This window comes from Pyxidicoccus fallax (genome assembly GCF_012933655.1).
Taxonomy (GTDB): domain Bacteria; phylum Myxococcota; class Myxococcia; order Myxococcales; family Myxococcaceae; genus Myxococcus; species Myxococcus fallax.
In genome coordinates this window covers 1-20343 of record NZ_JABBJJ010000146.1, presented here as the reverse complement: position 1 = coordinate 20343, position 20343 = coordinate 1, and the positions used below count along the sequence as shown (strand labels likewise).

At 72.7% G+C, this 20343-nt stretch carries 12 protein-coding genes; 6 read left to right on the top strand and 6 right to left on the bottom strand.

Features of this window, described 5'->3' with window-relative positions:
- Positions 1-67 precede the first annotated feature (67 nt).
- Positions 68-3736, top strand: a complete 3669-nt coding sequence (locus HG543_RS27930) for a protein kinase domain-containing protein (RefSeq protein ID WP_169347926.1) — start codon at positions 68-70, stop codon at positions 3734-3736.
- A gap of 25 nt (positions 3737-3761) precedes the next feature.
- On the opposite strand, the gene HG543_RS27925 is transcribed toward HG543_RS27930, so the two are convergent.
- Positions 3762-4103 carry a hypothetical protein gene (locus HG543_RS27925; protein ID WP_169347925.1) on the bottom strand — a complete coding sequence of 114 codons (342 nt, stop codon included), beginning with the start codon at positions 4101-4103 and terminating at the stop codon, positions 3762-3764.
- 182 nt (positions 4104-4285) lie between these two features.
- Positions 4286-5908 carry a sigma 54-interacting transcriptional regulator gene (locus HG543_RS27920; RefSeq protein ID WP_169347924.1) on the bottom strand — a complete coding sequence of 541 codons (1623 nt, stop codon included), beginning with the start codon at positions 5906-5908 and terminating at the stop codon, positions 4286-4288.
- A gap of 139 nt (positions 5909-6047) precedes the next feature.
- Between HG543_RS27920 and HG543_RS27915 the strand changes: the two genes are divergently transcribed.
- The 4 genes from HG543_RS27915 (at position 6048) to HG543_RS27900 (ending at position 8920) form a co-directional block, all read left to right on the top strand.
- On the top strand, positions 6048-6821 hold the full coding sequence (locus HG543_RS27915; RefSeq protein WP_169347923.1) for an alpha/beta hydrolase: 774 nt from the start codon (positions 6048-6050) through the stop codon (positions 6819-6821).
- Positions 6822-6910: 89 nt separating this feature from the next.
- Complete coding sequence (locus HG543_RS27910; protein ID WP_169347922.1) at positions 6911-7894, top strand: DUF2278 family protein; 984 nt, start codon at positions 6911-6913, stop codon at positions 7892-7894.
- 45 nt (positions 7895-7939) lie between these two features.
- Positions 7940-8308 (top strand): VOC family protein, encoded by a 369-nt coding sequence (locus HG543_RS27905; protein ID WP_246357346.1) that lies wholly within the window; start codon positions 7940-7942, stop codon positions 8306-8308.
- A gap of 237 nt (positions 8309-8545) precedes the next feature.
- On the top strand, positions 8546-8920 hold the full coding sequence (locus HG543_RS27900) for a hypothetical protein (protein ID WP_169347921.1): 375 nt from the start codon (positions 8546-8548) through the stop codon (positions 8918-8920).
- A 21-nt stretch (positions 8921-8941) separates the two neighbouring features.
- On the opposite strand, the gene HG543_RS27895 is transcribed toward HG543_RS27900, so the two are convergent.
- From HG543_RS27895 to HG543_RS27880, 4 genes are read right to left on the bottom strand one after another with little or no spacing between them, the layout of a single operon-like run.
- Positions 8942-10441 (bottom strand): DUF4388 domain-containing protein, encoded by a 1500-nt coding sequence (locus HG543_RS27895; RefSeq protein WP_169347920.1) that lies wholly within the window; start codon positions 10439-10441, stop codon positions 8942-8944.
- Between the two features lie 20 nt (positions 10442-10461).
- Positions 10462-12312 carry a response regulator gene (locus HG543_RS56860; RefSeq protein ID WP_169347919.1) on the bottom strand — a complete coding sequence of 617 codons (1851 nt, stop codon included), beginning with the start codon at positions 12310-12312 and terminating at the stop codon, positions 10462-10464.
- 44 nt (positions 12313-12356) lie between these two features.
- Positions 12357-13208, bottom strand: a complete 852-nt coding sequence (gene dapF / locus HG543_RS27885) for a diaminopimelate epimerase (protein WP_169347918.1) — start codon at positions 13206-13208, stop codon at positions 12357-12359.
- Positions 13209-13232: 24 nt separating this feature from the next.
- On the bottom strand, positions 13233-19571 hold the full coding sequence (locus HG543_RS27880; RefSeq protein WP_169347917.1) for a methyltransferase domain-containing protein: 6339 nt from the start codon (positions 19569-19571) through the stop codon (positions 13233-13235).
- A 104-nt stretch (positions 19572-19675) separates the two neighbouring features.
- Between HG543_RS27880 and HG543_RS27875 the strand changes: the two genes are divergently transcribed.
- The coding region (locus HG543_RS27875; protein WP_169347916.1) for a plant Invertase/pectin methylesterase inhibitor family protein at positions 19676-20343 on the top strand (668 nt) is incomplete at its 3' end.

Here is a 20343-nt window from a genome sequence, read left to right as displayed (position 1 = left end):
CCTCGGCCCCCAGGACCTCCCGGCGGACCTCTCCCCGTTTCCCCCCTCCTGCCCGTATGCTGTCGCGGTGCAAGGGGTGGGCCGGAAGACGGAGCTGTACGAGGAGGAGCTGCTCCTCGCGCTGGATGAAGGGCTCATCTCCCGAGAGGAGGCGGCCCCCCTGCGCGAGGAAGCGCTTCGCCGGAGACGTGGCCCCCTGGAGCTGTTGAGGGAGCGGGGCCGGCTCACCGACGACACCCTCACCGTCCTGCGTGACGAGCTGTCCAGCTCGGACCCCCACCGGGGGCTCCACCGTCCGCAGGAAGCGGCGACGCTGACGCCGGCCACACCAGACGACATCCTCCCACCTCCGGAGCCCGGGGTGCCCACCTTCCCGGTGCCAGACTGGGACCGCTACCAGCCCGTGCGCTTCCTGGGCCAGGGCGGCATGGGGCTGGTGTTCCTGGCGTATGACCCGATGCTGCACCGCAACGTGGCGCTCAAGTTCGTGCGCGGCGGGGACGCGGAGTTGGCACGGCGCTTCCTCTCCGAGGCGCGGGCACAGGCGCGGGTGCGGCACGAGCGCGTGTGCGAGGTGTACGAGGTCGGCGAGATTCGCGGCCGCGGCTACATCGCCATGCGGTACGTGGACGGCCAGACGCTGGGCCAGCTCGCGGGCTCGCTCACGCTGGAGCAGAAGGTACTGGTGCTGTGTCAGGCCGCCGAGGGCGTGCACGCGGCCCACCGCGCCGGCCTCATCCACCGCGACATCAAGCCCGGCAACATCCTGGTCGAGCGCACCGAGGAAGGCCTCCTCGTGCCCTTCGTCATGGACTTCGGCCTCGCGCACGAGGCGCGGGACGAGGGCGGAGGCATGGGGGGCGCGCCGGGCACGCCGCACTACATGGCGCCCGAGCAGGCCCGCGGCGAGGTGGCCCTGCTGGACCGGCGCGTGGACGTGTACGCGCTGGGCGCCACGCTCTACCTGCTGCTCACCGGACGTCCCCCCTTCTCCGGAGACACCCCGCAGGAGGTCCTCGCCCGGCTCCAGACGGAGGAGCCCCGCCCGCCGCGAGCGCTGGACCCGGACATCCACGGGGACCTGGAGGCCATCGTCCTCAAGTGCCTGGCCAAGGAGCGCCGGGCCCGCTACGCCTCGGCGCGCGCGCTCGCGGAGGACCTGGAGCGCTTCCTCGCCGGGGAGCCGGTGCTGGCCCGCCGGGGCCTGGGCTACCGGCTGCGCAGGAAGGCGCGCAAGCACCGGGGCGTGCTGATGGCGGGCGCGCTCGCGGCGACGGTGGTGACGCTCGCCGTCGGCCAGACGGTGCGGGCGCGCGGCGAGGTCGCCGAGCGGGAGATGCTCGCCCTGCGCTTCACCGAGCGCGTGGAGCGCATCGAGGCCTCGGCGCGCTACTCCGCCCTGTCGCCGCTGCACGACACGCGCGAGGACCGCGAGGCCCTGCGCGCGAGCATGGACGCGCTGGAGGCCGAGGTGCGCCAGGCCGGAGCACAGGCCCGGGGGCTCGGCCAGTACGCCCTGGGACGCGCGCTGCTCGCGCTGGGTGAGACGGAGGGCGCGAGGGCGCGGCTCGAGGCCGCGTGGGCCCAGGGCTACCGCGAGCCCCGCGTGGCGTGGGCGCTCGCGCTGGTGCTGGGAGACCTGTACCGGGAAGCGCTCCTGACGGACGTGGAGCGCCGCAGCCCGGAGCAGCGCGAGGCCCGGCGGCGCGAGCTGGAGCAGCGCTACCGGGACCCGGCGCTCGCGTACCTCCGCCAGGCCGAGGGGCCCGACGTGCCCGCGCCTCCCGCGTACGTGAAGGCGCTCTTCGCCTTCTACGAGGAGCGCCATGAAGAGGCCCTGGCGCACCTGGACGCCATGGGGCGCGCGCAGCCCTGGTTCTACGAGGCGCCGCTGCTGCGCGGTGACATCCTGCTGGCGCGAGCCACGCAGCGCTGGCACCTGGGTGACACCACCGGCTCCCAGGCGGACCTGGACGCCGGACGCAGGGCCTACGCGACGGCCATCGCCACCGCGGACAGCCAGCCCGCCACGCACTACGCCCTGGGGCGGCTGGAGCTGGCCGCGCTCATCATGGAGCTGTACGGCGAGGGCAACGTGCGGCCGCACTACGAGCGCGGCCTGGAGTCCATGAGCCGCGCGCTCTCCGCCTCGCCGGACCACGTCTCCTCGCTGCTGGGTATCGCGGCCCTGCATCGCCGGCTCGCGGAGCAGCGGGCCAACCAGGGCGCCGAGGACGTCGAGCCGCTGCTGCGAAAGGCCATCGAGTCGGCTCGCGCCGCCGAGACATTCGCGAGCGCGGGCTCACAGGTGGCCCGGGCGCTGGGCGTCTCCTACCGGCAGTGGGGCCGTTACCTCCAGCGCCAGGGGAAGGACCCGCGCGAGCCGCTCCGGCTGTCCATCGAGTCCTTCGAGCGCGTGCCCCCCGAGGACCGGGACTATGCCTTCCACGTCAACCTCGGTCTGACGCACCAGGTGTGGGCCGAGTTCGAGAGCGAGCGCGGAGGGGACTCGCTGGCCCACCAGGAGCAGGCCATCGCGGCCGCGCGCGAGGCCATCCGGCTCAGCGAGAACCGGACCGAGGCGTGGATCAACCTGGGCAACGCGCTCGTGAAGCGGGCCACGGCCCCCCGCGCCCCCGACACGGCGGGGGACCTGTCCCGGGCCCGCGAGGCGATGGACCGGGTGCTGGGCCTCAATCCGCGCAACATCGCCGCCTGCTTCCAGGGGGCGGATGTCTCCGAGCAGCTCGCCCGCTGGCGGCTGGACCATGGCGAGGACCCCGGCCCGGACCTGGAGAAGGCCCTGGCGCTCTACCGCCAGGGGCTGTCCGTCAACCCCGGCCTGCCGCCGCTGCACAATGGCCTGGGCGGGGCGCTGCTGTGGCAGGCGGAGCTGCGCTGGGAGGAAGGCGGCGACCCCGAGCCCCTGCTCGACGCGGCGACACGCGCCTTCGAGGAGGCCCGGAAACTCGCGCCCCAGCAGCCCTATGCCTCCAACAACCTCGGCGAGGTGTGGGCCCTGCGCGCGGCCATGCGGCTCGCGCGGCGCGAGGACCCGAACTCCAGCGTCGGCGCCGCCATGAAGGCCTACGAGGAGGCCCTCCAGCGACTCCCCGATGACGCGGTGCTGTGGGTGAACCTCGCGCGGGCGCGGGAGCTGAGGGCCGCCTGGGTCCTGGCGCGGGGTGGAGACCCGCGCGGGGAGCTCGACAAGGCCGAGGAGGCGCTGGCGCGCGCGCGGGAGAACAACCCCCGGCTGGACGACGCGTGGCGGTACCTGGGCGAGGCGCGTGCCCTGCGGGCGCGGTGGTTGGCCTCGCGCGACGCGGCGCGAGACGAGGACTTCGAGGCGGCGGCGAAGGCCTTCGAACAGGCGCTGGAGCTGGGCCCGGGGAAGCTCGAGTACCGCGTGGCCGCCGGGCATCTCCAGCGCGAGTGGGCGGACTGGAAGGCGCGTCACGGCGGCGACCCGACGCCCGCGCTGAAGCAGGCGCTGGCGCTGGCCGAGCACGTGCGCGCCTCGCGCCCCGGCTGGGCGCGGGCCCGGGTGCTCCGCGCCAGCGTGCTCCTGGCACTGGCGGAGACCCAGACGGATATCGGGCAGCAGCAGGCGTGGAGGAGCGAGGCGCGGAAGGAGCTGGAGCAGGCCCTGGCCTCCAATCCGCACCTCGCGCCCGAGTGGAAGGGCCTGCTCACCCCGCCGCGGCAGGTGGTGGCCGGCCCCTCGACTCACTGACACGCTTCCGGGAGCGGCTCGAACGTCACGGCTCGGCCGTCACGTCGATGCCGCCCTTCTTCGTCGCCATCTCGTCGGGACCCGCGCTCAGCGAGGCCGACGGGACGAGCTGCACGGTGAACGTGTACTGCCTCGCGGCGGCCATGGTGGACACCGACGACCACGTCTCCGAGGACTTCGCCGAGCCGCCACGCAGCAGGATGGGTCCCGGCGTGGTGAGGCAGGAGTCGCCTCCATCGAAGCTCACCTGGACATCCCCCGAGATGCCCGAGAGCTGGAACGTCACCGTGTCGCCAGGCCTGACCACCGGACCCGGCACGTAGCGGATGTCCATGTTGCTGAAGATCTCGATCGTGATTCCGGCCATGAAACAGGACTCCTCCCCCTCGGGGCGTTCGTACGGCGTTGACGCCGAGCCGGATTGCAGACGCTGTACCAGGGAGGACACGCGTGCTTCTCCCTCGGAAGTCCTTCGAGAGGAGCCTCGCGGGAGCCACGGGGGAGCTTCGGTGAACGTGTCAGGGGCGTGTCACGAGTCCCGCTGACACGTCACCGCTCCAGGCCCAGCTCGCGCACGCGTCGCTGGAGGGCGCGCTTGGAGACCTCGAGCCGCTGCACCATCTTGTCCAGGTCGCCCGCGCACTCGTGGTAGCAGCGGGTGATTTCCTCGGGGCTCAAGTCCCTCGCGGTGCGCAGCAGCGAGCTCCGGTCGATGAGCACGTAGACGGAGGGGCGCGGAATGCCCAGCCAGTCCGCGGTGGCCTTGAGGTCCCACGAGCAGGCGCGCAGCGCCTCCAGCAGCTCCTGCTCGCTCACCTCGGAGGGCTTGCGCCGCTGGGGCTTCGCCTCGGGCTCGGCGTCCGGTGCCGGGACGGCCTCCACGGACAGCGCCGAGCCGGGCACGGGCAGGGCATCGGCGTCGAGCGTCTGCTCCAGCCGGGGGTCCACACGCAGGTGCGGCAGGCCCCGGCTGCCGATGATGAGCTGCCGGACGATGTTGCGCAGCTGGCGCACGTTGCCGGGCCAGGAGTAGCGCACCAGGCGCACGGCCAGGGACGCGGGCAGCCAGGGCTTCGCGCGCGGGTCCGCGGACGACAGCCACTCCACGCCCTCCAGGCCGTCCAGCTCCTGCCGGGCGAAGTGCATGAAGAGCGGGCCGAGGTCCTCGCGCCGCTCGCGCAGCCGGGGCATGTGGATTTCGAAGCCGGCCAGCCGGTGCAGCAGCGGGGCCCGGAACAGCCGCTCCTCGATGCGGGCCTCCAGGTTGGCGTCCGTGGCGGAGACGAGCCGCACGTCCACCTTCACCGGCGCGTGGCCGCCCACCGGGTATATCTCGCCCGTCTCCAGCACGCGCAGCAGCGCGACCTGCACCTCGGGCGGCGCCTCGCCCACCTCGTCGAGGAAGAGGGTGCCGCCCTGGGCCGCGCGGAAGAAGCCCTCGCGGTCCTTGGTGGAACCCGTGTACGCGCCGCGCTCGGCGCCGAAGAGTTCGGCGGAGACGAGCTCCTTCGAGAGCGCGCCCAGGTTGACGCTGACGAAGGGGCCCGAGCGGCGAGGGCCCCGGTCGTGGATGGCGCGCGCCACCAGTTCCTTGCCGGTGCCCGTCTCGCCGCGGATGAGCACGGGCACGGTGAGGTCGGCCACGCGCGCGATGTTGTCGCGCACGAGCTGGATGCCCTCGCCGTGGCCCACGATGCCCAGGTCATCCGCGCTGGCCCGCTGCGCGGTCGAGGCCCGATGGAGGAGCAGCACCACGCGCTCGGCGAGGACGAGCGGCACGCCGGCGTTCACCTCCTCCGAGGTGAACTCCCGGCCCCCGGTGACGGGCGCTCCGGCCACGCTCACCGACGTCGCGTCCTCCGGCACGAGGAGCCGCACGCCGCCGCGCGGGCCGGGCTCGAGTCGCACGGGGGTGCGGCTGATGAACGGGTCTCCCAGGGGCAGGCCCATCAGCCCACCGGGGCGCGTGAAGTCCGGGGCATTGCGCGACAGGGCCGCGGGCTTGTTGGCGGTGACGAGCGACTCCAGCAGCAGGCGGTCTCCCACGCGCTGGAGCTGGGGATGGGCCACGATTGTCAGCGCGGGAACATCGCGCACGGCCGCCGCCAGCCGGGGCTGGGCCCGGCCCGCGAGCGTCGTCACGTTGCCGTTGTTCTTCTCCGTGTCGGACATGCTTCCTGGGGCGTGGAGCGCGCGAGACTACACCGCCCCGGCTTTCCCGCACCCGTGAAGCGAGGCTCCTGTCCTCGATGGAAAATTCCAGGGCTTCCCCGGTTGATACTCCGCCGGCCGTTCGTCAGAACAAGGGCCCATGGGACACGTCCACATCCTCCGAGACTTCTCTTCTCCCCACGAGGGGCGCACCCGCACCGTGCGCATCTACACGCCGGACGCGTACGACGCCGCCCCCGGCGAGCGCTTCCCCGTGCTCTACATGCACGACGGGCAGAACGTCTTCGCCCACTCCGAGTCGGCCCTCTTCGACACCTGGTGCGCCAACCTCACCCTGGAGCGGCTGGTGGCCGAGGGGCAGGTGTCCCCGTGGCTCATCGTCGCGGTGGACTCCACGCACGAGCGGCTCTCCGAGTACTCCCCCTGGGATGAGCCCCGGAGCAACATCCCCGCGCGCAGCGAGCCCTTCGTCCGCTTCGTCGTCGAGACGCTCAAGCCGTGGGTGGACCGCGTCTACCGCACGCGCCAGGGGCCCGAGTGGACGGGTGTGATGGGCGCGTCGCTCGGCGGCCTCATGTCGCTGTACCTCGGGTGGCGCTACCCGGACCTCTTCGGCCGCATCGGCGCGCTGTCGCCGTCGGTGATGTGGGGCTGGGACCGGCTCTTCTCCGTGTGGACGGCCCACACGCGCAAGTGGTCGCGCATCTACCTGGACGCGGGCTCCGACGAGACGGTGGACCCCGTGGGCTACGTCATGCGCTACGGCGAGGCCACGCGCGACTTCCACCGCCACCTGCGGCATCTGGGCTACGCCGACCACGAGCTGCGTCTGGTGTTGGAGCCCGGAGGTCAGCACCATGAGCGCGACTGGCAGCGCAGGCTCCCCGAGGCCATGCGCTGGCTGCTGAGCTGAGCCGCCCTGCTCCCCCACCGGGCAATCCAGGGAGCGGCATCGTCACTCGCGGGGGTGTCCCCACCCTTCCTTCAGGGAGGGAACCCCATATGCCGCTCAAGAAATACGGAGTCCTGAAGGGCACGGCCATCGCACGCAGGCTGGGCGCGGGCCCGAGCCCCCACTATCAGGTGCGCATCATCGACCAGGCGAAGGACCATCGCATCGCCGTCAACGTCAGCTCGAAGCTGCCCCCGTCGGACCTGCAGTACCTCGTGGACGAGCACTTCCAGCATCCCCTCCTGGAGGAACTGGTGAAGCTGCCGCTCGGCTTCACGTCCCTCCCGGGCGGTCCCGGAGGGCTCGCGCTCGACTACATCCGAGGCAACCTCTTCCTGCCGGACCTGATGAGAACGCTGCCGCCCAACATCCCCGGCCCGGACAATGACCTGAACGAGAAGCTCGACCACTACTTCCAGCGCACCATGGCGAACGAGGAGTCCTTCGTCTACGCCTTCGGCGAGCCCTGGGGCCCGGAGAACGTGAAGGACAAGTACTTCGGCTTCCTCCCCGGTCAGGGCATCCACGACATCCACATGAACCAGGGCAATGACCCGTCCTTCGCCGACCAGGATGGCGTGTGGCAGGACGGCGGCGTGCTCATCCACTTCCCCTCGGACGGGCAGTGGGTCGGCATCTTCCTCAAGTTCCAGTCCCAGGCGTGGCACACCGATGACCAGACGGGCCATTCCATCATCCCGCACATCGTGCCGCGCGACGGCGTCGTCCGCATCGTCGCCGCGCTCGTCAACGACACGCACACGCCCGAGCAGGAGACCATCACCCTGCTCAACACCTCACCCCAGCCAGTGTCCCTGGACGGGTGGGCGCTCGCGGACAAGCAGAAGCACAAGCTGCCCCTGAGCGGAGACCTCGCGCCGGGCGCCACCCGGCTCCTGCGCGTGGCGAAGCCCCTGGAGCTGTCCAACCAGGGCGGCGTCATCACCCTGCTGGATGACCAGGGAGTGAAGGTCGACGGTGTCTCCTATGTGAAGGAACAGGTCCGCCAGCCCGGATGGACGGTGGTGTTCTAGCCCGGTGGCCAGCACCCTGTGCGGGTGCATCCCCTGGTTCGACGCATGTTCCCGATGCTGTCCACCGAGAGCCTGGAGCGGGCGACCGCCTTCTACCGGGACCTGCTCGGCGGCACGGAGACGTTCCGCATCCCCGAAGAGGGGCCTCCCGTCTTCCTGACGTTGAAGCTGGGAGAGTCCGAGCTGGGCCTGGGCGCCATCACCGGCGAGCCGCCGCTCCACGGGCAGCGCCTGCGCCCGGCCCAGGGCCACCGCATCGAGCTGTGCGTCTACGTCGATGACGTGGATGCCACCGTCGAGCGGCTGCGCGCGGCCGGGGTGCGCATCGTCACCGAGCCCGCCGACCAGGTATGGGGTGAGCGCATCGCCTACGTCATGGACCCGGATGGGAACCTGGTGATGCTCACCCGCTGAGCGGGGCACCGCTCACGCCGCGGGGGGAACAGCCGCGCCGCCGGTTGTGTTACGAAGGACTTCGGCACCAGGCGGGGGCGGACCGCGGCGGGATTCCCCGGCGCTCTCCCGTATCGTCGAGGCGACGTGCCGCGAGCACTGCGTCCGGTACCATATGAACGAGAGTGTCATCGCGGCATTGAAGGGCCACGTACGTTGGCTCAAGCGGATGGGGCAGCCCGTCAGCGAAGGGGCATCATGAGTGAGGGAACGGAGAAGGTTCGCTACGGGCGCGCGCAGAAGTTCCGGCTGTCCGCCAGGGGCGCGGAGGCAGCCACGTCGTACGGGCTCATGATTGAAGCGGCGAAGGGAGGCACGGGGCGCGCCCAGTTCGATGCGGCCCGGGCCCAATGGGGAGCGCCGCTCGGGCTCGTCGCGGAGGATGGACTCTTCCTCGTGGAGTTCAGCGGGGGCGAGCGGACCATCGCGGAAGCGATGCGCAACCTCGAGGGTTGCGGCACCCCCCCGAAGGAGGTCAAGGCGGCCGTGGAGCGACTGCTGAAGCTCGGCATGCTCGAGCCGCTGCCAGCGGCGCCGCCTCCTCCCGCTCCGCCGCCGCGGCGCTACTGGTAGTCCAGTCCCACGTGGGCCCGGCTACACCGCCGACGCGCTGAGCCGCTGCACCTGCGTGACGCCGGGCAGCGTGGGCGCGGGGTTGAGCGCCTGGACGAGCAGCGCGCGCAGGGCTTCGGACAGGTCGTCCGTCACGCCCAGCGCGCCCGCCGGAGCGCCCTGCAGCGGCGGCGGGACTTCCGCGCCCACCACCACCACGGGCATGCGGATTTCCCACGCCAGGTAGTGCGCCAGCCGCACCGAGGGCTCGGACACGTCCATCAGCAGCGCGCCCACCGCGCCCGCCGTGAAGGGACGCCACAGCGGCCGGGCCGCCTCCGCCGGAGGCAGCACGCAGAAGTCCAGGCGCAGCACCTCGCTCAGCACCAGCCGGCCCAGCGTGCCGAAGCCGCTCTTCACGGCGGTGGGCTCGGCCGACAGCGCCTCCAGCCCGGGCAGCCGCGCCATCACCCGCCGCGCCGCGGACGCGCCGCTGCCACACACGAACACCTTCGCCGTGGCCACCTTCGCCGGGGCCCGCGTGCGCAGGATGCGCCCACGCAGCGCGTGCACCTCCGCCGCGCCCAGCAGCTCGCTGGTGCCCGCGTCGGAGCCGTCCGCGTCCGCCGCCCGCGCCACCCCGCGCTGCATCAGCGCGGACAGCACGCTCAGCACTTCCAGGTCCGTGGCCGGCGCCAGGTCCAGCACCTCGCCCAGCGCGCGCGGCTGGCGCAGCAGCTCCACCACCTGCGCCGTCACCGGGTGCTGGTCCTGCGCCAGCTCCATGTCCGGCGCCAGCATCAGCCGCGTGTGGCGCGGCGGCAGGCCCGGCATCAGCCGGTTCACCTCGTCCGACTGCCGCATGCCCTCCAGCAGCGAGTCGTCCATGCCGCGGTTGATGCGCGGCTTCGCCTGATTCGTGCCGGGCGAGAAGGTGAAGGTGCCCTCCGTCCACGCCAGCAGGCGGAACAGGGCCTTCTCCCCTTCCACGCGCCCCAGCTTCGCATTCACGGGGCGGCCGTCGACGACGTGAATCTCGCCCCGGTCATTGCCCCGCTCCAGCGCCAGCCGGCCGCTGCGCTTGTTCATGCCCAGCAGCTGCATCAGGTCCGGGATGCTGAGCTGGCTGAGCGAGCCTTCGATTTCCTGCTGCTCGCTCTTGAGGTCCTTGGCCGCCTCGTTGCGGCGGAAGATGTGCTCGATGCGGCTGAGCACCTCGTCCAGGTTGAAGGGCTTGCGCAGGTAGCCGTCGCGCAGGCCGCGCATGCGGTCCGAGTCGAACGCCGAGGTGGTGAGCACCACCGGGATGTCCTCGGTGCGCGGGTTGGTGCGCAGAATCTGGATGAAGGTGCGCGCGTCCAGCAGCCGGCAGCCCTCGTCGAACAGCGTGAGGTCCGGGTGGCGCAGCACGGCCACCTCCAGCGCGCGCGAGCCGTCCGGCGCGTAGTGCACCTGGTAGCCCTTGGTGCGCAGCGCGCGCGACAGCGCACGCACGGACTCGAGGTCGGGGTCGGCGATGAGGATCTTCCGGACCTGGGCCACGGGGAGTACTCCGCTTCGAGTCAGTAGGGCTGCAGGTCGTACTCGGCCTGCAGCTTGGAGATGAGCCCGTCCACCACCGCGGTGTCCGAGGTATGGAAGCCCCACGTCGCCCCGAGCCCGCGCCGCTGGATGAGCGCGTACGCGGCATTCTCGGAGAGCCAGAGGATGAACTCGTGCCGCGTCACGCGGTCATCCCCCTCCAGGAAGACGGGCGTCAGCGCGGGGTGGGACTCCAGGTCCACGCGGCGCCCGAGCAGGTAGATGCGTGACGCCATGTCCGGCGGCGCCGACTCCAGCCCCGCGGCGATGGGCAGGTCCGTGCGAATCTCCGGCCCGCCCACGTACAGCAGGCCACGCGAGCCCGGGTCTCTCATCAGCTCGCGGGCAATCTCCGCCTGCAATTCGTCGAAGAGGACGTCGGCCACCTTGCCGCGGCGGCTTGGCTCGGCGCGCTCGTCCACCGGGAGCTTGGGGCTCGTCGGCGTGCCCAGCAGCAAGTCCACCTCGTCCCAGAAGGGCAGCCCGTCCAGCATCAGCCGGCGCTGCAGCGACGCGCGCCGCTCGTCCATGCGGCGGCGGCAGCGGTGGACCAGCTCGTCGAAGTCCTCGCCGTCCTTGGGGAAGGTGCTCGCCCCGCCCACCAGCGCCAGCGGCAGGCGCTGCTCCACGTCCTGCACCTCGGGCTCGTCGCGCACGGCGGCCACCGCGCGGCGCACGAACATCAGCGCCCCGAAGAAGTCCGTCTCCGGCAACAGGAGGTAGAACTCCTGGTCGCTCGCCTTCGCGATGACGTCCGAGTCGCGGATGATCTTGCTGAGCGCGCGGATGATGCCGCGCACCGCCTTCTTCGCGTCCGCCGCGCCCTGGCGCACGCGCACCAGCGGCAGGTTGTCGATGGAGAAGGTCAGCAGGGAGAAGGTGCGGCCGTAGCGGCGCGCCTTGTAGATCTCCTTGGACGCGTAGTCGGTGAAGTAGCTGAGGTTGTACGCCGCCGTCTCGCGGTCCCTCAGGCCCAGCCGCTGGAGCGCGAGCATGCGCCGGCCGTTCTTCACACCCACCGCGGCGAAGTCCGCGAGCACCTTGGCGTCGCGCGAGTGCTCGGGGCGGAAGTCGCCGGACAGCGGGTCCGACAGCTGCGCGAGGCCGACGATTTCGCCGGAGGCCAGGAGCGGCACGTACATGACGGCGGAGCGCTCGTCACGGGCGGACCAGGGCAGGGCCTCGCGGAGGCGGCCGGCCAGCGGCCCTTCCGGGTTCATCTTCTCCGCGAGGAACTGCTTGTCGAGCAGCCCGCGGTAGGCGCGCAGCACCAGGTCTCCCCGGTCGTCCATCACCCACAGCGCGGCGCTCTGCGCGTCACAGACGGCGCCCAGCTCCGCGATGATGCGCTCCTGCAGCCACTCCAGGTCCGGATGGGAGAGCAGCTCCAGGCAGCGCTGGTGCAGGTTGTGGAAGCGGGCGAACTCGAGGTTCTCATCGCGCAGCTGCGCGCGCTCGCGGCGCAGGGTGGCGCGCTCCAGGGCGCGGTTGACCGCGAGCAGCAGGTCGGTCTCGTCCACGGGCTTGGTGAGACAGTCCGCGGCGCCCGAGCGCAGCGCCATCTCCGAGCCGCGCACGTCCGTGCGCTGGCTGACGAGGATGACCTCCTGGTTCGGGTCTCTCTCTCGCAGGCGCGCGGTGAGGGCGAAGCCGTCCACGCCCGGCATCACCACGTCGGTGAGCACCAGGTCGAAGGCGGTGTGGGCCGCCTCCTCCAGCGCGAGCGTCGCGTTCTCCACGGACACCACGCGGTGTCCGTTCCGGGTCAGCATGTCGCTGGCGAGCTGGCGGAAGAACAGGTCGTCGTCGACAACGAGGATGGGTCCGGCCACGGCGCGTTCTGACCTTGGGGTCGAGGGGGGAGGAACGCGAGAGGTTACCGGGGCGACGGAAGCGCGACAACGCCCTCGAAGACAAACGCCACCGGGCCACGGAGGCGGATGTCGGACAGGTCGCCGGGCACTCGGATGCGCAGGTCTCCGCCCGGCAGCGTGACGCGCAGCCAGGCATCCTGGGGCAGCCGCTTCGCCAGCACGGCCGCCACCGCGGACGCGCACGCGCCGGTGCCGCACGCCTGCGTGAGGCCGCAGCCCCGCTCCCACACCACGACGGTGAGACCATCTTCGTCCACGCGGACGAACTCCACGTTGGTGCGGTCGGGGAAGGACGGGTGGCGCTCCAGCTCGGGCCCGAGGCGGGGCGCGTCGTCCAGCGGCTGGTCGAGGAGGACGAGGTGCGGGTTGCCCATGCTCACCGCGTGGGCGCGCAGCTGGGGGTAGCCCGGCAGGGGCTGGTCGAGGAAGGGCTTGCCGGTGGAGCCGGACGGCAGGTTGGGCGCCACGAGCCGCGCGGGGCCCATGGAGATGTCCACGCCGATGACGCCGCCGTCACCATAGCCGGGGATGCAGGTGAGCACTCCGGCGCCCGTCTCCACGTCGAGGCGGCCCGGATTGTCGGCGGAGTGGTCCACCAGGTACTTCACCGCGCAGCGCAGGCCGTTGCCGCACATCTCGGCGATGCTGCCGTCGGCGTTGTGCACCACCATGCGCGCCACGCCGTACGCGGAGGGCAGGATGGCCAATACGCCGTCCGCGCCGATGCCCAGCCGCCGGTCGCACATCCACTGCGCGGTGGTGGCATCGATGTCCACGCCCGTCCGGCGACGGTCCAGCACGACGAAGTCGTTGCCGAGGCCCTGGTACTTGAAAATGCGCTCGCGAGGTCCCACGGGTCCAATCCTAGCTGCGGGCGACTACTCGTGCTCGCCTGGTTTCTTCTGGGGTGTGGAAGGAGGCAGGTCGAGCGCGGGGACGGCGGCTCGGCCCGGCTTCACCTGCGGGATGATGGGCACGCGGCCGGTTCCTCCCCCAGGGGCTACGGGAGAAGCCGTAGAGCGGCGGGACAGCTCGTTCTTCACGGCGTTCAGCTCGGCGTTGGCGCGCTCGTAGATTTCCTGGACGGGGTTGGCGCCGGCCCGGGCCGCCTGCCGCCGCAGCGCGCCCAGCTCCGTCTCCTGGGCGGCGAGCTTCTTCTGGAGGTCCTCGACGACGCCCTGGAGCTGCTCCAGCTCGGCGGCCATCTCCAGCACGGCCTCGGACTGGGAGGCGGCCTTGAGTTCCTCCACGGACTTGAGGAGTTCGGTGCGCTCGGCCTCCAGCGAGGCGAGGCGGGTCTGCTGCTCGCGGACGCGGGTCTCGAGCTTCGCGCGCTCGGTGCGGTCCTCCAGGAGGGACTGCTTCTCCGCGGTGAGGGCGGCGAGCTGGTCCTTGAGGGTGAGCTGCTCGGCCTGGAGCGTCTTGACGCGCTCGGCGGCGGTGCCCTCGCGCTTCTGGAGCTGCTGCTTCGCTTCCTCGAGGGCCTGGGTGACGCGCTCGCGCTCGACGCGCTCGGCATCGAGGATGCGCACGGCGTCGGTGGAGGTGGTCTCCAGCGCGGCGATGCGGCCCTCCAGGCGGACGCGGGCGGAACGGGCGACGGTGAGCTCGGATTGGAGGCGCTCGCGCTCGGAGGCCAGGGCGGTGCGCTCGGCCTCGGCGCGGTTGAGGCGCTCCTGGGTGGCCTGGAGGGTGGCGGTGGTCTCCGCGGCGGAGGCCTCCAGCTCGGCGAGGCGGGACTCCAGTCCGGCACGCTGGGTTTCGAGGCCGGTGGAGAGCTCGGTGAGACGGGCCTCCAGGGCGGCGCGCTGGGTCTCCAGGTTGGAAGCCTGCGATTCCAGGGTGGCCCTGTCGGAGTCGAAGCGCTCGGTGGCTTCCGCGAGGCGGGTCTCCAGCTCGGCGCGCTGGGTGTCGACCTGGGCGAGGCGGGTCTCCAGGTCGGAGCGCTCGGCCTCCGCGCGGGCGGTGACGTCCGCCAGGCGCGATTCCATCTCAGCGCGCTCAGTCTCTGCACGCGTGGTGAGGTCCGCCAGCCGGGCCTCCAGCTCGGTATGTTCGGTCTCCGCGCGAGCAGTGAGGTCCGCCAGCCGAGCTTCCAACTCGGCACGCTCGGCTTCCACGCGGGCCGCGGTGTCCGAGAGCCGCGCATCCAGCTCGGCGCGCTCGGTCTCCGCGCGGGCCGCGGTGTCCGAGAGCCGCGCATCCAGCTCGGCGCGCTCGGTCTCCGCGCGGGCGGTGATGTCCGCCAGCCGTGCTTCCAGCTCGGTGCGCTCGGCCTCCGCGCGAGCCGAGAGGTCCGCAAGCCGTGCCTCCAGCTCGGTACGTTCGGCCTCCGCGCGAGCCGCCGTATCCGCGAGCCGCGACTCCAGTTCGGTGCGCTCTGCTTCCGCGCGAGCCGTGGTCTCCTCCAGCCGCGCTTCGAGGCGGGCAAGCTCCTCGCGCCGCGCCTCCAGCTCGGTGCGCTGTGTCTCGACGGTCGCGGCGGTCTCCGCCAGCCGCGAGTCCATCGTGGCGCGCTGTTCCTCGAAATGGGCGGTGGCCTCCGCGAGCCGCGTCTCCAGGTCGGCCCGGGCCGCGCCCAGTCCCTCGGTGGTCTCCGCGAGCCGGGCCTCCAATGTGGTGGCCCGCTCCTTCTCGACCCTGGCCATCTCCGTGGCACGCGCCAGCTCGGACTTCAGTGACTCCAGTGCCGCGCGCTCTGCTTCGAGCGTGCTCTCCATCGCGGTGGCCTTGCCCGCGAAGCGCCGCGCCGTTTCGAGCTGCACCATCAGCAGCTCCGCGTTCTCACGCTGGGCGGCGAGCCGGTCCTGCGCATCCACCAACTCGGCGTCGAGTCGAGCGATGTGCATGCTCCGCTCGTGCAGCGCGGCCATGGCGCGCTGGAGCTCCGCGCCCAGGCGCATGATTTCCTGCCGTGCCGCCACCAGATGGCCCTGCTCCGCGCGTGCGCCTCCCAGCTCGCGCTGAGCGGCCTCCAGTGCCTTGCGAGCCTCCTCCTGCTCGCGAGCGCGCAGCACCTCCAGCGACTCCAGCTCGGACTGCTGCCGCTCCATCCGGACCCGGGAGGCTTCCAGCTCGGCTTCGAGTTCCTCGACCCGGGTGCGTGCGGTCTCCTCTTGTCGCGCCAGCGTCTCGCGAGCCTCGGCCAGTGCCTGCTCGTGTCGGGTCGCGACCTCGGTGAGCCGGCGGGTCTCGCCCTCGCCCTGCTCTCGCAGCCGGGCCAACTGTTCCTGAAGATCCTGAAGCGACCAGTCGCGCTCGGAGAGCTGCGCATCCACCGCGCGCCGGGCCGCCTCCGCCTCCGCGAGGGATTGCTCCAACGACGCACGGCGAGTGGTCTCCGCCTCCCGTGCGGTCTCGACCTCGGCGCGCTCGGCCTCCAGCCGCGCGACCTGTTCCCGCAGCGCCTGCTCACGAGCCGCCGCGGCGGCGCGCTCCTCCTCCAGGAGGCGCTGCTGTTCGGCCATGACGCGCTCGGCGGCGGCCACGCGTTCCAGTCTCGCCTGCTCGCGCTCGGCGGCCTCGGCGCGCAGCGCCTCCAGCTCCACCTGGGCCCGAGCCAGCGCGCTTCCCGCGTCCGCGCGTCCCTCCTGCTCGCCGGCCAGCTCCGCGCGCACGCGTGCCAGCGCGTTCTCCGCCTCGACACGAGCGAGGCCCTCGGCCTCCAGCCGGCTCCGGAGCTGGGCCAGTCCCGCCTCGCCCTCGCCGCGCGCCTGCCGCTCGGCCTCCAGCTCCGCGCGAACCTCGGCGAGCGTCGCCTCCGAACGGGCCCGCTCCGTTTGCTCGGCATCGAGCTGGGTCCGGGCCAGGGTGAGCGCGGCATCGAGCTCGCTCCGGGCCTCGCGCTCTCCCTGCAGCTCCGCTCGCGCATCGACGAGCGCCGCATCGAGCCGCTCCCGCGCCTCGCGCTCGGCTTCCAGCGACTGCTGCGCCTCGGCGCGCTCGGCTTCGGCGCGAAGGCGTCCCTCGCGCTCGGAGGCCGTCTCGGCCTGGAGCCGGGTGACGACCTCATCCGCCCCGAAGGCGCGCTCCCGCATCTCGGTGAGCTCCGCCTCCAGGCGCTCGCGGTGCTCACGCTCCGACGCCAGGGCCGACTGGTCCTTCTGGGCCTCCACCAGCGACGCGTCCAGCCGGGCGCGCTGCGCGGCTTCCTCCTGAAGCCGGGCCTCGGAGTCCCGCAGCGCCGACTCCAATCGGGTGCGCTGCTCCGAATCCTCCTGGAGTTGGGCCTGGGCCTCCGCCAGCTCCGTCTCCGTCCGGGAGCGCTGCTCCGAATCTTCCTGGTAACGGGCCCGAGCCTCCGCCAGCTCCGTCTCCGTCCGGGAGCGCTGCTTCGACTCCTCCTGTAGACGGGCCTGGGCCTCGGCCAGCGCGGTCTCCGCCCGGGTGCGCTGCTCCGCCTCCTCCTGGAGCCGGGCCTGGGCGTCCGTCAGCGCCGCCTCGCTCCGCGAGCGCTGCTGCGTCTCTTCGCGCAGGAGCGTCTGGGCTTCCGCCAGCGCGGTCTCCATCCGGGCGCGCTGCCGCGCCTCATCCCTCAGGAGCGCCTGGGCTTCCGTCAGCGCCGTCTCCAGCTGGGAGCGCTGCTGGGCGTCTTCCTCGAGTCGAGCCTGGGCCTCGGCCAGCGTCGTTTCCAGCTGGGAGCGCCGCTCCGCCTCTTCCTGGAGCCGGGCCTCGGCCTCCGCGAGAGCCGCCGCCGTCTGGGAGCGCTGCTCGACTTCCTCCTGAAGCCGCGCCCGCGCCTCGGCCAGCGCCGTCTCGGTCCGGGAGCGCTCCTCCACTCCGGCCTCGCCCCGCGCACGCGCCTCCTCCAGCGCGGCCTCCATCCGGGCGCGCTCCTGGCTCTCGGCGCGCAGCCGGGCCAGCGCATCCAGGAGGGCCGACTCCGACCGGGAGCGCTGCTCCTCCTCCGCGTCGAATCGCGCCTGCGCCTCGGCCAGCGCGGCCTCGGCTTCGGCGCGCCGCGTGCTCTCGGCCTGGAGCGCCGTCTCCGACCGGGTACGCTCCTCCTGGAGCTGCGCCTGCGCGTCCGCGAGCGCCGCCTCCCACCGAGCGCGCCGCTCCTGCTCCGCGGCCAGCGCCTCCCGAGCCTGGGTAAGCGCCTGCCGCGCCTCCTCCAGTCCGCGCCGGGTCTCCGCGAGCGCCGTCTCCGCCGCGCCCCGCTGCTCCTGCTCGGCGTCCAGCCGCGCGCGCAGCGCCTCCAGCGCGCTGCCCGACTGGGCCTGGCCCTCGCGCTCGGCCTCCAGCGTGGCCCGGGCCTCGGCGAGGGACGCCTCCAGCTCCGTGCGTCGCAGCACCTCCGCGTCGAGCGCCTCGCGGGTGCTCGCCAGGGTGGCCTCGGCCTCGGCCAGCCGCCGCGCCGAGCCCTCCAGCCGCTCGCGAGCCAGCCGCAGCGCCTCCTCGACGGCGGCCCGCGCCTGACGCTCCTCGGACAGCTCCGCCTCGGCGGCGTCACGCTCCTGGAGCGCCTGCTCCGCCTCCTTGCGGTGGATGCGCGACTGGTTGGAGACCTCCGTCTCCAGCTCCACCACGCGACGGACCAGGACCTGACGCTCCTCCTCCAGGTCCGTCCGCCGGGCCTCGGCCTGGTGGAACGATTCCTCCAGCTTCTGTGCCGTGGCCTTCGCCGCCGCCTCGCCGCGGGTGAGGACGTCCACCTCGCCGCGCAGCCGGGCCTCCGCCTCGCGCGCCGAGGTCAGCTCCGTCTCCAGCCCACGGCGCTCGGCGAGGAGCGCCTCCAGCCGCGCCTCCGCTTCCTTGCGAGCCCCTTCCGCCGTCGCGGTCCGCTGCCGGGCCTCCGCCAGCTCCCGCGCGGTGCGCGCCAGCTCGGCTTCCTTCACCGCCACCGTCGAGCCCGCGTCGCGCGACAGCGACTCCGCCCGCGCCGCCTCGGCCTTCAGGTGCTCCACGGCGGCCAGCGCGGCGGAGTACTGCTCCGCGATGCGCAGCTCCCGCTCGCGCGCGGCATCCGAGGCGCGGCGCCAGTCCTCGGACTGCTCCACGGCGCGCTCGGCCGCCAGCCGGTCCTTCTCCCGGTCGATGCGCAGCGTGGACAGCTCGTCCTGCACCTCGCGCACCTGCGCGTACGCCTGCGTCAGCCGCTCGCGGGCCTCCTCCAAGGAGGCGGCGGTCTCCTCGCGCCGGGCGCGCTCCAGCCGCAGTGCCTCCTGCGCGGCCAGCACCTGCACGCCGGCGTCCGCCTGGGCGCGCTGCGCGGCCTCCACCTCCAGCCGCTGCGCCGCGAGCCGGCGGTCCGCGTCGGCCAGCCGCTCCTGCACCACCTGCAGCTCCAGCTCGCGGCGGCGCAGCTTCGAGGACAGGTCGTCCCGCTCGCGCTGTGCCTCCTGGCTCCCGCGCGACAGCTCGAGCTGCGCGGTGAGCCGGGCCACCTCTTCTCGCGCGACCTCCAACGAGGGCTTGAGCGAGGCGACCTCGGCCTCGCGGTCCGTCAGCTCCGCGCGGAGCTTGGTCAGCGACTCCTTCAGCCGGGCGCTGCGCTCCTCCCACGTCTTGGCGCGCGCCACCACCTCGTCCAGCTTGCCGCGCGTGAAGGCCAGGGGCTCCGGCGGCAGCTGCACCCACGTGGGGTCCACCACGCGCGGCGACTCCTGCCCCGCCACCACCACGAAGTAGGCCGCCTCGCTGCTGTTCACCAGCGTGCCGTCGACCTGCAGGCCCTCTCCCCGTTCGAAGGCGAGCTGGTAGCCCAGCACCGGCGACTGCGTGGCCACCTCCACGTGCGGGAAGTGCGCGGAGAGCGCGTCCAGCAGCAGCCCGTACGTGGGCGGTACGTCCTCCTCCGGCTCCAGCAGCTGCGGCAGCGCCAGGCCGGCCACGTTGCGCAGGCCGCCCACGAGGAAGCCCTGCTTCGCCACCAGCCGCGCCAGCTCCGCCATCAGCTCCGGCGCCTTCACGTAGGGCGCCAGGTCCGCCACCAGCACCACGTCGAAGCTGCCCGCCTCGAAGTCGTCGTAGACGTTGGCGCGGAAGCGCAGCGACGGACCGCCATGGGCCTTCTGGGCCGCCTGCACCGCCGCTACATCCCTGTCGCACGCGACGACGGCGCGCGCGCCGCGCTCCACGAGGAAGCGCGCGCTCTCGCCTCCGGTGGACGCGACGGCGTCGACTTCCAGCACCCGGCGACGGGCGAAGAGGCTCTCCGCGAAGATGTACCGGGGCAGCAGTTCACTGGGCCCCATGCGGCGAAATGTGGAATGCATGGGTGTGTTCGGGGGTGGGAGTATAGCCGTGGGCGTCCGTGCCCCAAGTTAAGCGCCAGGGCCAGAAATCGGCCTCGCGCCTGTCCGTCAGGAGAGCAGGCGACATGAACGCAGCGGGACAACAGGGATTCGGCTACCGGGCGAAGCGCACCTTCACGCGTCTGCTCGTCTTCACCCTCATCCTCGGCCTGGGCGGGGTGGTGGTGTTCCTCCTCTCCCAGCTCAACGCGCGCACCTTCACCCTGGCCCTCATGGACGGGCAGCTGGTGGTGATGAAGGGCCGCACCGCCCCCGCCGGCGCGGTGCCCTACCGGCCCGGGGACCCGCGCCTGGCGGACGCCTATGCCCCCATCACCGTGGAGGGCCAGGACGTCACCGCCCTCACCCAGCGCAGCTTCACCGAGCGCGACGAGCTGGACCGGGCCCTCTTCCCCCTCCTGGAGTCCCTGGCGCGCCCGCGCATCGCCTCCGACGAGCCGGCCCGGGTGGACCAGGGCCTCTACTACCTGCGCCGCGCGGAGAAGCTCTCCGGCATCACGGAGGAGCAGCGCCTGACGCTCAAGAAGCTGATGACGGACGTCGCCTACTACCAGGCCCGCCAGAAGCTGGAGGATGCCCGCCGCCTCGTCAGCGACGCCCTCACCCAGCTGAAGCTCGCCGCGGAGAGCGAGAGCCGCCACGCCCGCAGCGCCAACCAGATGCTCTCCACCGTCTCCCCCTCCGCCAGGGACCTGGAGGAGGCGCTCCGCCGCGCCGTCCACACCCTCAGCGG

What these genes read in the sequence shown, in the direction of transcription:
- HG543_RS27900 (WP_169347921.1), top strand. Translation starts at nt 8,546, where the DNA reads ATGAGTGAGGGAACGGAGAAGGTTCGCTACGGGCGCGCGCAGAAGTTC.
- HG543_RS27920 (WP_169347924.1), bottom strand. Translation starts at nt 5,908, where the DNA reads ATGTCCGACACGGAGAAGAACAACGGCAACGTGACGACGCTCGCGGGC.
- HG543_RS27910 (WP_169347922.1), top strand. Translation starts at nt 6,911, where the DNA reads ATGCCGCTCAAGAAATACGGAGTCCTGAAGGGCACGGCCATCGCACGC.
- HG543_RS27915 (WP_169347923.1), top strand. Translation starts at nt 6,048, where the DNA reads ATGGGACACGTCCACATCCTCCGAGACTTCTCTTCTCCCCACGAGGGG.
- HG543_RS27905 (WP_246357346.1), top strand. Translation starts at nt 7,940, where the DNA reads ATGTTCCCGATGCTGTCCACCGAGAGCCTGGAGCGGGCGACCGCCTTC.
- HG543_RS27925 (WP_169347925.1), bottom strand. Translation starts at nt 4,103, where the DNA reads ATGGCCGGAATCACGATCGAGATCTTCAGCAACATGGACATCCGCTAC.
- HG543_RS27880 (WP_169347917.1), bottom strand. Translation starts at nt 19,571, where the DNA reads ATGCATTCCACATTTCGCCGCATGGGGCCCAGTGAACTGCTGCCCCGG.